The following is a 12305-nucleotide window of genomic DNA, read 5'->3' on the forward strand; positions in this document are numbered from 1 at the left end:
TGAAAAAAGCTGTTGCCGCTGCGATTAACGGCCAGCTAAGTGTGGTTGAGGATCGGCAAAAATACAAACCGCCGCAGAAAAAGATGTGTATAAAGAGTGCCTTACTGAACGTAAGGCACACGGGGATTAGCGGGTGGCCGCTTTCAGGCCGCTGACAAAGCGCTTCAGCTCGGCCAGCATAATTTCCGGCTCTGCGTGATGCTGTTCGATGATTTTAACAATGGCGGAACCGGAGATGGCCCCGTCAGCGCCAGCGGCGATCGCTTCTTTCACCTGCGCCGGTTCTGAAATGCCGAAGCCCTGTAACGTAGGCGCGGCGTTATATTCGCGTAGTTTATCCACCAGGTGCTTCAGTGGCAGACTGGCGCGCTTTTCCGCCCCGGTCACGCCCGCGCGCGACAGCAGATAGATATAGCCGCGACCCCAGGAGGCGATGGCGCGCAGCAGGTCGTCGTCGGCGTTGGGCGGACAGATGAAAATCGGCGCGACGTTATGGCGCATCGCCGCCTGACGGAACGGACCGGACTCCTCGACCGGCACGTCGGCCACCAGCACCGAATCGACGCCAGCCTGCTCGCAGCGGGCATAAAACGCATCCACGCCGTTTGTAAATACCAGGTTGGCGTACATCAGCAGGCCGATGGGCAGATCCGGGTATTTCTGACGAATGGTCGCCAGCATCTCAAAACAGTGCGCCGGGGTGGTGCCTGCGGCGAAGGCGCGCAGCGTGGCGTTCTGAATTGTCGGGCCGTCGGCCAGCGGATCGGAAAAGGGAATGCCCAGCTCCAGCGCATCGGCGCCCGCTTCCACCAGCGTATCGATAATCTGCAAGGAGAGCGCAGGCGTCGGATCCCCCAACGTGACGAAAGGAACAAACGCGCCTTCTTTGTTCGCCTGCAGACGTTTAAACAGCTGCTGATAACGTTCCATTAAATCTCTCCCTGCGCTTTCAGAATATCGTGAACGGTGAAAATATCTTTGTCGCCGCGCCCGGAAAGGTTCACGACCAGCAGCTGCTCTTTATCCGGGTTCTGCTTAATCATATTCATGGCGTGCGCCAGCGCATGGGAAGATTCCAGCGCCGGAATAATGCCTTCCGCCCGGCAGAGCTGCTTAAAGGCGTCGAGCGCTTCGTTATCGGTAATCGAAACATAGTCGGCGCGGCCGATGCTGTTCAGATAGGCATGTTGCGGGCCTACCGACGGGAAATCGAGCCCGGCGGAGATAGAGTAGGATTCTTCGATCTGGCCGTCTTCGGTCTGCATCATCGGCGCCTTCATGCCGAAATAGATGCCCGTGCGGCCATGCTTCAGCGGCGCGCCATGCTCGCCGGTTTCAATACCGTGACCCGCAGGCTCCACGCCAATCAGCGCGACATCTTTCTCATCGATAAAATCGGCGAACATGCCGATGGCGTTGGAGCCGCCGCCGACGCAGGCAATCACCGCGTCCGGCAGGCGTCCTTCCGCTTCCAGAACCTGCGCTTTGGTCTCTTCGCCGATCATGCGCTGGAACTCGCGCACGATAGTGGGGTAAGGATGCGGGCCGGCGGCGGTGCCAAGCATATAGTGCGCGTTTTCATAGCTGCCGGACCAGTCGCGCAGCGCCTCGTTGCAGGCGTCCTTCAGCGTGGCGGAGCCGCTGTGCACCGGGATCACTTCCGCGCCCATCAGGCGCATGCGGAACACGTTAGGCGACTGGCGCTCGACATCTTTCGCGCCCATATAGATACGGCATTTCAGCCCCAGCAGCGCGCTGGCGAGGGCGGAGGCGACGCCATGCTGTCCGGCGCCGGTCTCGGCGATAATCTCCGTCTTGCCCATCCGTTTCGCCAGCAGCGCCTGGCCAAGCACCTGGTTGGTTTTATGTGCGCCGCCGTGCAGCAGATCTTCGCGTTTCAGGTAAAGGCGCGTTTTTGTGCCCTCGGTCAGGTTGCGGCAAAGGGTCAATGCGGTTGGACGACCGGCGTAGTTTTTCAGCAGGTCGAGAAACTGCGCCTGAAATTCCGCGTCGCGCTGGGCGCTGACGAAGGCTTCTTCCAGCTGGCGCAGCGCCGGCATCAGAATTTGCGGCACATACATGCCGCCAAATTCGCCGAAATAGGGGTTCAGTAATGTCATGTGCTTTTTCCTTTTAAGCGCCCGCCGCAGGCGGGCGTTGTCTGTCAGTAGGCGCGCAGCGTCTGAAACACGGCGGCGATCTTATTGGCATCCTTGACGCCCGGCGCGCTTTCCACGCCGGAATTAAAATCGAGCCCGGCGCAGCCCGCCTGAGCGGCGGTGACGCAGTTGTCGGCGCCCAGTCCGCCCGCCAGCAGTACATTGTTCAGCGTCTGGCCCGTCAGCAGTGACCAGTCGAAGGGCTGACCGGTACCGCCTGCGCCGTTGTCAAAGACATAGCGCGTAACGTGCTGCAGGTCGCGCGTCGGCAGGGCGCTTCCCACGCTCAACGCTTTCCAGATCGCCGTATTCTGCGGCAGCCGGGCGCGCAGGGCAGTGATGTAATCCTGATCTTCACGGCCATGCAGCTGTACCGCATACAGCGACAGTGCCTCCGCATAAGTGACAACGTCACTCAGGGACGCGTCGCGGAAAACGCCGACATAGCGTAGCGGCGTCGCCGCAGCGATGGGCTGGGCTTCAGCAAGCGTCAGCTGACGCGGCGAACCTTCGGCGAAAATCAGTCCGCCGTAGATCGCGCCTGCTTGCCAGGCTGCCTGCGCGTTTTCCGGTTTCGTCAGGCCGCACACTTTGTTCTCGCCGAGCAGCACGCGGCGCACTGCCAGATGCAGATCGTCTTCGCCCATCAGCGCCGAGCCGATCAGGAAACCGTTGGCGAAGTGACTTAGTTCGCGCACCTGTGCATAGCTGTTGATGCCCGATTCGCTGATCACCGTCACGCCGTGGCCGAGACGCGGCGCCAGCTGACGGGTGCGGTTCAGATCGACCGAGAGATCGCGCAGGTCGCGGTTATTGATGCCGACCACTTTCGCGCCCAGCGCCAGCGCGCGCTCCAGTTCCTCTTCGTTGCTGATTTCGGTCAGGACGCCCATCTCCAGGCTATGCGCCACGGCGGCCAGCTGGCGATACTGTTCATCATCCAGCACTGAGAGCATCAGCAAAATGGCGTCGGCCTGATAGTAGCGCGCCAGATAGATCTGCCACGGATCGATAATAAAATCTTTGCACAACACCGGCTGGGTAATCGCTGCGCTGACCAGCGGCAGGAAATCAAAGCTGCCCTGAAAATATTTTTCGTCGGTCAGTACCGACACCGCCGAGGCGTAATTTTTATAAACCTCCGCGATGGCGACCGGATCAAAATCTTCGCGAATGACCCCTTTGGAGGGCGAGGCTTTCTTGCACTCCAGGATAAAAGCGGTGCGCGCGCCCTGTAGCGCATCATAGAAACTGCGCGAAGAGGGCGTCAGCTGCTGTTGAAATGAGGAGAGCGGCTGCGTCTGCTTGCGTTTTTCGATCCACAGCGCTTTATCCCTGACGATATGATTCAGTACGGTTTCCTGCATTTTTAGCCTCTTGCTGCTAACGCGACCACGCGTTCATAAGCCTGACCGCTGGCGATGGCGCTCAGCGCCCGCTGGGCGTTATCGCGTAAATCTTCATTGCCGAATATTTTCAAAAGCATAGCCACATTGACGGCCACCGCATGCTGGTGCGCGCGTTCGCCTTTACCCTGGAGCAATTGCGCCAGAATGTCACGGTTTTCTTCCGGGGTGCCGCCCGCCAGCGATTCCTTACTGTGATACGGCAGGCCAAAATCTTCCGGCGTCAGCTGATAACAGGTGATATCGCCGTCGCGCAGCTCCGCCACCTGGGTCGCGCTGTGGACCGCGATCTCATCCATGCCGCCGCCGTGCACCACCGCCGCTCGCTGATAGCCCAGCACCCGCAGCGTTTCGGCAATCGGCAGCACCAGTTCGGGGCTGTAGACGCCAATCACTGCCAGCGGCGGCCGCGCCGGATTGATCAGCGGCCCCAGCACGTTAAACAGCGTACGGGTTTTCAGCTGCTGGCGAACCGGCATCGCATGGCGGAAGCCGGTGTGATACTGGGGCGCGAACAGAAAGCAGACGTTCAAATCGTCCAGCGCCTGACGCGCCTGTTCCGCCGGCAGATCAAGGCTGATGCCGAAAGCCGCCAGCAGATCGGAGGAGCCGGATTTGCTGGAAACGCTGCGGTTGCCGTGCTTTGCCACTTTCAGGCCGCAGGTGGCGGCGACAAAGGCGCTGGCGGTAGAAATATTAATGCTGTTGCTGCCGTCGCCCCCGGTGCCGACAATATCGGCGAAGGCGTAGCCGGGGCGCGGGAAAGGGCGCGCGTCGGCCAGCAGCGCCGAGGCGGCGCCGGCGATCTCTTCCGGCCGCTCGCCGCGCACTTTCATCGCCACCAGCGCCGCCGCCAGCTGCGTCGGCTCCAGCTGACCGGTGATAATCGCGGTAAACAGCTGGTGGCTTTCCGCCTGCGTCAGGGTCTGCGCCTGATATAATTTCTCCAGAATATGGTGCATCGCGTTCTCCTCCGCTTATGCCAGCGCCCAGGCCAGGGTTTGTTCCAGCAGGCGCGCGCCCTGCGTGGTCAGAATAGATTCGGGATGGAACTGAAAGCCGCACACCCGGTCGGCGTCGTGACGCACCGCCATGACCATACCGTTAAAGGTGGCGTTCACCACCAGCTCATCGGGCGTATCGCTGCCCACCAGCGAGTGGTAGCGCGCCACCGGCAGCGGATTGCTTAATCCGGCGAACATCTGCTGTTCGTCATGAGTAATGGCGGACGCTTTGCCGTGCAGGATTTCGCCCGCCTGGCTAACGCGGCCGCCGTAGGCCTCGATGATCGCCTGATGTCCAAGGCAGATGCCGATAATCGGCAGGCGGCCGCGCAGGCGGCGCAGCAGTTCAGGCATGCAGCCTGCATCGGCCGGGGCGCCGGGGCCGGGCGACAGCATCAGCACCGGATTTTCCATCTGTTGCAGCCGTTCAGTCAGCGTATCGGCCGCAACGGTGTTGCGGTAGATCACCACGCGATGACCAAAGGTACGCAGCTGATCGACCAGGTTATAGGTAAAGGAATCGATATTATCGAGCAGCAGGATATCGGCCATCAGAACGTCTCCTTGCAGTGATGTGCGGTAGCGATGGCGCGCAGCACCGCGCGCGCCTTATTGCGGCTTTCATCCGCTTCAGCCTGTGGCTGCGAATCGAGCACCACGCCAGCGCCAGCCTGTACGGTGGCGATGCCATCTTCTACCCAGGCGGAACGGATGATGATGCAGGTGTCGAGATCGCCGCTGGCGGTAAAGTAGCCGACGGCCCCGCCGTAAGCGCCGCGGCGCGTACCTTCCGCGCCGGCAATAAGCTGCATCGCGCGCACTTTCGGCGCGCCGCTCAGGGTGCCCATGTTCATGCAGGCGCGATAGGCGTGCAGCACATCCAGATCGTTGCGCAGCGTGCCGACGACGCGCGACACCAGATGCATAATAAAGGTGTAGCGATCCACTTTGGTCAGGTCGGCGACATAGCGGCTGCCCGGTTCGCAGATGCGCGCCAGATCGTTGCGCGCCAGGTCGACCAGCATCAGATGTTCCGCCAGCTCTTTATGATCGGTGCGCATCTCCAGTTCGATGCGGCTGTCGAGATCGCGGTCCAGCGAGCCGTCGACGTGGCGGCCGCGCGGGCGCGAACCGGCAATCGGGTAAATTTCTATCTGGCGCGAGGCGGCGTCATATTTCAGCGAGCTTTCCGGCGAGGCGCCGAACAGCGTGAAGTCGCCGTCCTGCATAAAAAACATATAGGGGCTGGGATTGTTGTTTTTCAGCGTTTCGTAGGCCGCCAGCGGTGAAGGACAGGGCAGGGAGAAGCGGCGCGACGGCACGACCTGAAAGATTTCGCCGATGCGGATCGCCTCCTGCATGGAACGCACCACTTCGCAGTACTCTTCATCGCTCTGGCTGCAGCTAAGCGCCATCTCCTCGACGCGTTGCACCGGCAGCGGCTGTGCGGGCTGCAGCATCTGTTCATGCAACTGGTGAATGCGACGCTGCAGGCGCTGGAATTCGCTGGTGGAGGGCGCGAACAGGCTGGCCTGCAGCCGCGCGCTCTGGCGCTGGTGATCAATTACCAACAGCGTTTCCGCCAGATAGAAACAGTAATCGGGGCAGCGCTGCTCGTTACGCAGCGGCGGCAGCGGCTCAAAGCCAGCCACCAGGTCGTAGGCGAACAGACCGCCGAGCAGCAGCGCCTCGCGCTCCTCCTGCGGCGCCTTAACCAGCTGGGCGATGATGCGCAGCGCGTCAAACACCGACAGTGATTTCAGGCGGGAATCTTCATCCTGCTCATCATCAACCTGTGGGAAATCAAGCAGGCGGCCATCGGGACGCGCCTGGTTTTTCACTTCTGCTGGCAGCGCGGCGTCAAGCAGCGGCAGCAGCTGGGCGCCGTTCTCCGACAGCGCCTGTACGGTGACCTGGTTGCCCATTGCGGTGATGCGCAGCGCGCTGTCGACGATCAACAGGCTTTTCAGGTTGCGCTTGCTGTCGATATCCGCTGACTCCAGCAGTAAGGTCGCCGGGCGGGCGCCGCACAGCTGATGGAAAACCGCGGCGGGATCTTCACGGTAGGGCGCCGATCCGGTAATCAGTTTTAATTGTGGTTTTGCATTCAACATAATCGGTTCTCTGAAATTCGCTCAAAAAAAAGCCCGCGTTGTTGGCGGGCTCAGGTATCAGCATGGTGATCGTTATGCGTGACGTCGTCGCCCTTGAACGGAAGCGCGCCACCAACCAGTCATCAATTCGTGATTAAACATCATCATGGACACCCTCGCGTGAACTTGTGTACTAGTTAACGGGTTCAGGAGGTGAATGTCAATACTTTTTTATATAGCGGTTAATCCGCTATGATGCGTCGAATCGTTATGTTTCTCAGGAGTTATTTTGACCGCAACCACGTCGATAAGCGCGTTTCCCATTTATGATTTGCACAGCCACACCCGCGCGTCGGATGGTTTGCTGACGCCCGCGGAGCTGGTGCAGCGCGCCGTCGAGATGCGCGTAGGCGTGCTGGCCATCACCGACCATGACAGCGTGGCGGGCCTGGCGGCCGCCAGGGAAGCGATTGCGACGCGGCAGCTTCCGCTGCATTTAATTAACGGCGTTGAAGCCTCAACGCTGTGGGAAAATCACGAAATTCATATTGTGGGTCTCGGCATCGATCCCGCGCATCCCGCTATCGTCGATTTTCTGGCGGGACAGACGGAATGTCGTCTGGCGCGCGCCAGACTGATGGCGGAGCGTCTGGAGAAGGCGCAGATCCCCGGCGCGCTGGAAGGCGCGCTGGCGCTGGCGGAAGGCGGCGCGATTACGCGCGGGCATTTCGCCCGCTGGCTGATCGCGCAGGGCAAGGCCGACAATATGGCGAATGTTTTTAAGCACTATCTGGCGCGCGGCAAAACCGGCTATGCGCCGCCACAATGGTGTACAATTAAACAAGCCGTTGATGCTATTCATCATTCCGGCGGTTATGCCGTGCTGGCGCATCCCGGACGTTACGGGTTGTCCGCCAAATGGCTGAAGCGCCTGATTGCGCATTTCGCCGACGTCGGCGGCGATGCGATGGAGGTGGCGCAGTGCCAGCAGCCGCCAAACGAACGCAGCCAGCTGGGACGCTACGCACAGGACTATAATCTGGCGGCGTCTCAGGGCTCTGATTTTCACCAACCCTGTCCGTGGATTGAGCTGGGTAAAAAGCTGTGGCTGCCGGGCGGCGTCGAAGCCGTATGGAGTCGTTTTCCTGTGTTGATGCCTTCTGCGGAGAGGGGATAAGAGGTTAGCTATGAATCAAATTTTCCATATTCATCCTGATAATCCGCAGCCGCGTCTGATTAGCCAGGCGGTTGACACCCTTAATAAAGGCGGCGTGATTGTTTATCCCACCGATTCCGGCTATGCGCTGGGCTGTCGGCTGGAGGATAAAAACGCCATGGAGCGCATCTGTCGCATTCGTCAGCTGGACGGCAGCCACAACTTCACGCTGGTTTGCCGCGATCTCTCTGAGCTGTCGACCTACGCGCACGTTGATAACAGCGCATTTCGCCTGATTAAAAACAATACGCCTGGCAGCTACACCTTTATTCTGAAAGGAACCAAAGAGGTGCCGCGCCGCCTGATGAACGATAAGCGTAAAACCATCGGTCTGCGCGTGCCGTCTAATCCGGTGGCGCTGGCGCTGTTGGAAGCGCTTAACGAGCCGATGATGTCCACGTCGCTGATGCTGCCGGGCAACGACTTTACCGAATCCGATCCTGAGGAAATCCAGGATCGCATCGGCAAGCTGGTGGATCTGATTATCGACGGCGGCACGCTGGGACAACAGCCGACCACGGTCGTGGATTTAACCAGCGATACGCCGGAAGTGATCCGCGAAGGCGTGGGCGACAGCCGTCCCTTCCGCTAATCACCGACCGGCCGCGTGTTGATCTCGTTTTTATGATAGACGATCGCCAAATCGCCTATCGGCAGCGCTGCGGAAAACTACAGCCTCAGAGAGGAAACACAGGCAAGTCACTAAACTTCATGTATACTGTGCGGCCACATTGACCCTGGACGCTGGAAAACCAACGTTTCAGGGTAATCCCTCCTTTCAGGTCATGGCTCGCCACGCCGTGACAGAAGCAACAAACGACGCCTGTGAAGGCGACAGCGAGGCAGCTCAATGAGCGAAAAGTTACAAAAAGTTTTGGCGCGGGCCGGTCACGGTTCTCGTCGTGAAATCGAAGCAATGATCTCTGCCGGACGCATCAGCGTCGACGGCAAACTGGCGACCCTGGGCGACCGTATCGAACCCAACGCCACGGTGAAAATCCGTATCGACGGCCATGTCGTCTCCATCAGCGAATCCGCCCAACAGGTTTGCCGCGTGCTGGCTTATTACAAGCCGGAAGGGGAGCTGTGCACCCGTAACGACCCGGAAGGCCGCCCGACGGTATTCGATCGCCTGCCGCGTTTACGTGGCGCGCGCTGGATCGCCGTAGGCCGTCTGGACGTCAATACCTGCGGTCTGCTGCTGTTCACCACTGACGGCGAGCTGGCGAACCGCCTGATGCATCCGAGCCGTGAGGTTGAACGTGAATATGCCGTGCGCGTTTTCGGCCAGGTTGACGATACGAAAATTCGTCAGCTAAGCCAGGGCGTCCAGCTGGAAGATGGCCCGGCCTCGTTCCGCACCATTAAGTTCACCGGCGGCGAAGGCATGAACCAGTGGTACAGCGTCACCCTGACAGAAGGGCGCAACCGTGAAGTGCGTCGCCTGTGGGAAGCGGTAGGCGTACAGGTCAGCCGTCTGATCCGCGTGCGCTACGGCGACATTACGCTGCCGAAAGGCCTGCCGCGCGGCGGCTGGACCGAGTTGGATCTGCAGCCGGTAAACTACCTGCGCGAGCTGGTGGAGCTGCCGCCGGAAATCGTCAGCAAGGTGCCGGTGGAAAAAGATCGCCGCCGCACCAAAGCAAATCAGATCCGTCGCGCCGTGAAGCGCCATGCGCAGCTGGGCAATAATCGCCGGCCGGCAAAACGCGGTTAATAAAAAAGGCATCCTCCGGGATGCCTTTTTACTTTCCAGCCAGCCGGTTATCACCGGAAAGACGCGTTACCTTGCCGCCGCTCGATTGCCGACGACGCTAACGTTGACGTGCCCGGCAGATAAGCGACTGCGGGAAAGCGCTTCACGGCTACCAGTCGATGCCCTGCTGCGCCTGAATACCGGCGTCAAAGGCGTGTTTGACCGGACGCATTTCGCTGACGGTGTCGGCCAGCGCCAGAATATCGCGATGGCAGCCGCGGCCGGTAATGATCACGCTCTGATGCGCCGGACGCTGACGCAGCGCGGTAATAACCTCATCCAGCGGCAGATAGTCGAAGCTGACCATATAGGTCAGCTCATCCAGCAGGACTAAATCGAGCGTTTCATCGTTCAGCATCCGCCGCGCATGCTGCCAGACGGCAAGGCAGGCATGGGTGTCCGCTGCGCGGTCCTGCGTTTCCCAGGTAAAGCCGGTGGCCATTACCTGGAACTCGACGCCGTGCGGCTCCAGCAGGTTGCGTTCGCCGTTCGGCCACTCTCCCTTAATAAACTGGATCACGCCCACTTTTTTCTGATGCCCGACGGCGCGTGCGGCCGTGCCAAAGGCGGCGGTGGTTTTCCCTTTGCCGTTGCCGGTAAATACCATCAGGATACCGCGCGTTTCGCTGGCGGCGGCGATGCGGGCATCCACCTGTTCTTTCAGGCGCTGCTGGCGCTGCTGGTGACGATCCTGCGCCATTATTCCGCCGGCCCCGGTTTGCGGCCCGGTTGCGCATCGAAGCTGACGCCGGTTTTACGGCGGCTGTCGTCACCCATCAGATAGAGATAAATCGGCATAATTTCCGCGGGCGTTTTCAGCTTGCCGGCATCTTCTTCCGGGAAGGCGCTGGCGCGCATTTTCGTGCGCGTTCCGCCTGGATTGATGCAGTTTACCCGCAGATTACGGTTTTTATACTCTTCCGCCAGCACCTGCATCATGCCTTCGGTGGCGAATTTCGATACGGCGTAGGCGCCCCAGCCGGAACGCCCGACGCGACCGACGCTGGAGGTGGTGAACACCAGCGATCCTGCTTCCGATTTCAGCAGCAGCGGCAGCAGCGCCTGAGTCAGGAAAAAGGTGGCGTCGACGTTGACGCGCATTACCTGCTGCCATATCTCCGGTGCGAGATCGGCAAGGGGAACGATCTCGCCCAGCAGCCCGGCATTGTGCAGCACGCCGTCAAGACGCGGAACCTGCTGCGCCAGCTCATCGGCAAACTGACGACAGCTTTCAGGCGTGACTTCCGACAGATCGAGCAGGCGGATCAGCGGGGCCGCTTTTCCCAGCGCGCTGATGTCGTCGCTGACGCGCTGCAGCTTCTCTGCGTTGCGGCCCAGCAAAATAACCTGGGCGCCATAGCGGGCGTAGGTCAACGCCGCTTCACGGCCAATGCCGTCGCTGGCGCCGGTAACAAGAATAATACGGTGATCAAGCAGGTCGCTTTTCGGTTGATAATGCAAAACGTCTTCCTCGGCGATAATAGCTCAGCAGGGCTGAGGGCGGCTAATAGGGGTGTTATGCCTGAAAACGCATTTCAGTTCAACGTCGCCGCCGCCATTTCGGGTGCCGCGCTGCTTTACAGGCGACGAAGCGGACCGACTCGGCTACACTACGCACTGGTTTCAGAAAGGAAATAAGCAAAGGCGGAACGCATGGATTTACTCTTTTGGTATGCCCTGTTTTTAGCGAAAGTTGTTACCGTTGTCGTCGCCATTGCGGCGATTGCCGTCATTTTAGTCAATGTGACGCAGCGCAAGCGCGGACGGGCCGGACAGCTTCAGGTTGCGCAGCTTAACGAGCGCTACCGGGAAATGAAAAATGAGATGCTGCTGGCGGCGCTGCTGCCGCATGAGCAGAAGCTGCGGCAAAAAGCGGAAAAGAAAAAGCAGAAACAGGAGGCGAAGGCGGCAAAGCAGCGCGCGAAGCAAGGGCTGCCGCGTCAGGATAACAAGCCTACACTCTATGTGCTCGACTTTAAAGGCAGCATGGATGCTGGCGAAGTCTCGTCGCTGCGCGAGGAGATTTCCGCAGTGATGGCGGTGGCGCGTGAACAGGATGAAGTGCTGCTGCGGCTGGAAAGCCCAGGCGGCGTGGTACACGGCTACGGCCTGGCGGCGTCGCAATTGCAACGGCTGCGCGAAAAAAATATCCGCTTAACGGTCGCGGTGGATAAGGTCGCCGCCAGCGGCGGCTATATGATGGCCTGTGTGGCCGATCGGATTATCGCCGCGCCGTTCGCCATTATCGGCTCGATTGGCGTGGTGGCGCAGGTGCCCAACTTTAATCGTCTGCTGAAGCGCAATGATATTGATGTTGAGTTGCATACGGCGGGCGAATATAAGCGCACGCTAACGCTGTTTGGCGAAAATACCGAACAGGGCCGCAATAAATTCCGCGAAGATTTAAACGAAACGCATCAGCTGTTTAAATCGTTCGTGCAGCAAATGCGTCCGGTACTGGATATCGATCGCGTCGCTACCGGTGAATACTGGTACGGAAGCCAGGCGCTGGAGAACAAGCTTATCGACGCGTTGGGCACCAGCGACGATATTATTATCGGACGCATGGAGCAGTTTAACGTCGTTAACGTCCGCTACACGCGCCGTAAAAAGCTGATGGATCGCTTTACACAAAGCGCCGCCGACAGCGCCGCGCGCCAGCTGTTAAAGC

Annotated in this window: 12 protein-coding genes and 1 other annotated feature; of the genes, 4 read left to right on the top strand and 8 right to left on the bottom strand. The window is 59.8% G+C overall.

The window, feature by feature from the left end; all coding sequences use genetic code 11:
• Positions 1–126 precede the first annotated feature (126 nt).
• Genes trpA through MYY08_RS00320 form a run of 6 tightly spaced genes read right to left on the bottom strand, consistent with a single transcriptional unit; the run spans position 127 to position 6683 of the window.
• Positions 127–930 carry a tryptophan synthase subunit alpha gene (gene trpA, locus MYY08_RS00295; protein ID WP_038625899.1) on the bottom strand — a complete coding sequence of 268 codons (804 nt, stop codon included), beginning with the start codon at positions 928–930 and terminating at the stop codon, positions 127–129.
• Entirely contained in the window at positions 930–2120 is a 1191-nt protein-coding gene (gene trpB, locus MYY08_RS00300) for a tryptophan synthase subunit beta (RefSeq protein WP_190295912.1), read from the bottom strand. The genes trpA and trpB overlap by 1 nt, the downstream gene beginning before the upstream one ends.
• A 44-nt stretch (positions 2121–2164) precedes the next feature.
• The gene (trpCF, locus tag MYY08_RS00305; protein WP_288012466.1) at positions 2165–3526 is read right to left on the bottom strand and encodes a bifunctional indole-3-glycerol-phosphate synthase TrpC/phosphoribosylanthranilate isomerase TrpF; all 1362 of its coding nucleotides are present in this window, start codon (positions 3524–3526) and stop codon (positions 2165–2167) included.
• A gap of 2 nt (positions 3527–3528) precedes the next feature.
• Positions 3529–4527: an anthranilate phosphoribosyltransferase gene (gene trpD / locus MYY08_RS00310; RefSeq protein ID WP_038625902.1), complete on the bottom strand. Its 999-nt coding sequence runs from the start codon at positions 4525–4527 to the stop codon at positions 3529–3531.
• Between the two features lie 15 nt (positions 4528–4542).
• Positions 4543–5121, bottom strand: coding sequence for a glutamine amidotransferase-related protein (locus tag MYY08_RS00315; protein ID WP_038625903.1), 579 nt, complete (start codon positions 5119–5121; stop codon positions 4543–4545).
• Positions 5121–6683, bottom strand: coding sequence for an anthranilate synthase component 1 (locus MYY08_RS00320; protein ID WP_038625904.1), 1563 nt, complete (start codon positions 6681–6683; stop codon positions 5121–5123). The genes MYY08_RS00315 and MYY08_RS00320 overlap by 1 nt, the downstream gene beginning before the upstream one ends.
• A 23-nt stretch (positions 6684–6706) precedes the next feature.
• Positions 6707–6803, bottom strand: a sequence feature (Trp leader region).
• Positions 6804–6951: 148 nt separating this feature from the next.
• On the opposite strand from MYY08_RS00320, the gene rnm reads away from it, so the two are divergent.
• The 3 genes from rnm to rluB all read left to right on the top strand — a co-directional run bounded on the left by rnm (position 6952) and on the right by rluB (position 9595).
• Positions 6952–7839 carry an RNase RNM gene (gene rnm, locus MYY08_RS00325; protein ID WP_038625905.1) on the top strand — a complete coding sequence of 296 codons (888 nt, stop codon included), beginning with the start codon at positions 6952–6954 and terminating at the stop codon, positions 7837–7839.
• Positions 7840–7849: 10 nt separating this feature from the next.
• Positions 7850–8470 (top strand): L-threonylcarbamoyladenylate synthase, encoded by a 621-nt coding sequence (locus MYY08_RS00330; RefSeq protein WP_038625907.1) that lies wholly within the window; start codon positions 7850–7852, stop codon positions 8468–8470.
• 258 nt (positions 8471–8728) lie between these two features.
• Positions 8729–9595 carry a 23S rRNA pseudouridine(2605) synthase RluB gene (rluB, locus tag MYY08_RS00335; RefSeq protein ID WP_038625909.1) on the top strand — a complete coding sequence of 289 codons (867 nt, stop codon included), beginning with the start codon at positions 8729–8731 and terminating at the stop codon, positions 9593–9595.
• Between the two features lie 148 nt (positions 9596–9743).
• Here rluB and cobO read toward each other — a convergent pair whose 3' ends face one another.
• Both cobO and MYY08_RS00345 read right to left on the bottom strand, forming a co-directional pair.
• A complete protein-coding gene (gene cobO / locus MYY08_RS00340; protein ID WP_038625911.1) occupies positions 9744–10334 on the bottom strand; it encodes a cob(I)yrinic acid a,c-diamide adenosyltransferase in 591 nt (196 codons plus the stop codon).
• On the bottom strand, positions 10334–11095 hold the full coding sequence (locus MYY08_RS00345) for a YciK family oxidoreductase (protein ID WP_288012471.1): 762 nt from the start codon (positions 11093–11095) through the stop codon (positions 10334–10336). The genes cobO and MYY08_RS00345 overlap by 1 nt, the downstream gene beginning before the upstream one ends.
• Before the next feature lie 192 nt (positions 11096–11287).
• Between MYY08_RS00345 and sohB the strand changes: the two genes are divergently transcribed.
• Positions 11288–12305: protease SohB (sohB, locus tag MYY08_RS00350; RefSeq protein WP_288012473.1), on the top strand; the 1018-nt coding region annotated here is incomplete at its 3' end.

It is taken from the genome of Mixta sp., from assembly GCF_024610815.1.
Classification (GTDB): domain Bacteria; phylum Pseudomonadota; class Gammaproteobacteria; order Enterobacterales; family Enterobacteriaceae; genus Mixta; species Mixta calida.

What these genes read in the sequence shown, in the direction of transcription:
- rluB (WP_038625909.1), top strand. Translation starts at nt 8,729, where the DNA reads ATGAGCGAAAAGTTACAAAAAGTTTTGGCGCGGGCCGGTCACGGTTCT.
- MYY08_RS00315 (WP_038625903.1), bottom strand. Translation starts at nt 5,121, where the DNA reads ATGGCCGATATCCTGCTGCTCGATAATATCGATTCCTTTACCTATAAC.
- trpB (WP_190295912.1), bottom strand. Translation starts at nt 2,120, where the DNA reads ATGACATTACTGAACCCCTATTTCGGCGAATTTGGCGGCATGTATGTG.
- MYY08_RS00320 (WP_038625904.1), bottom strand. Translation starts at nt 6,683, where the DNA reads ATGTTGAATGCAAAACCACAATTAAAACTGATTACCGGATCGGCGCCC.
- cobO (WP_038625911.1), bottom strand. Translation starts at nt 10,334, where the DNA reads ATGGCGCAGGATCGTCACCAGCAGCGCCAGCAGCGCCTGAAAGAACAG.
- trpCF (WP_288012466.1), bottom strand. Translation starts at nt 3,526, where the DNA reads ATGCAGGAAACCGTACTGAATCATATCGTCAGGGATAAAGCGCTGTGG.
- MYY08_RS00330 (WP_038625907.1), top strand. Translation starts at nt 7,850, where the DNA reads ATGAATCAAATTTTCCATATTCATCCTGATAATCCGCAGCCGCGTCTG.
- trpD (WP_038625902.1), bottom strand. Translation starts at nt 4,527, where the DNA reads ATGCACCATATTCTGGAGAAATTATATCAGGCGCAGACCCTGACGCAG.
- trpA (WP_038625899.1), bottom strand. Translation starts at nt 930, where the DNA reads ATGGAACGTTATCAGCAGCTGTTTAAACGTCTGCAGGCGAACAAAGAA.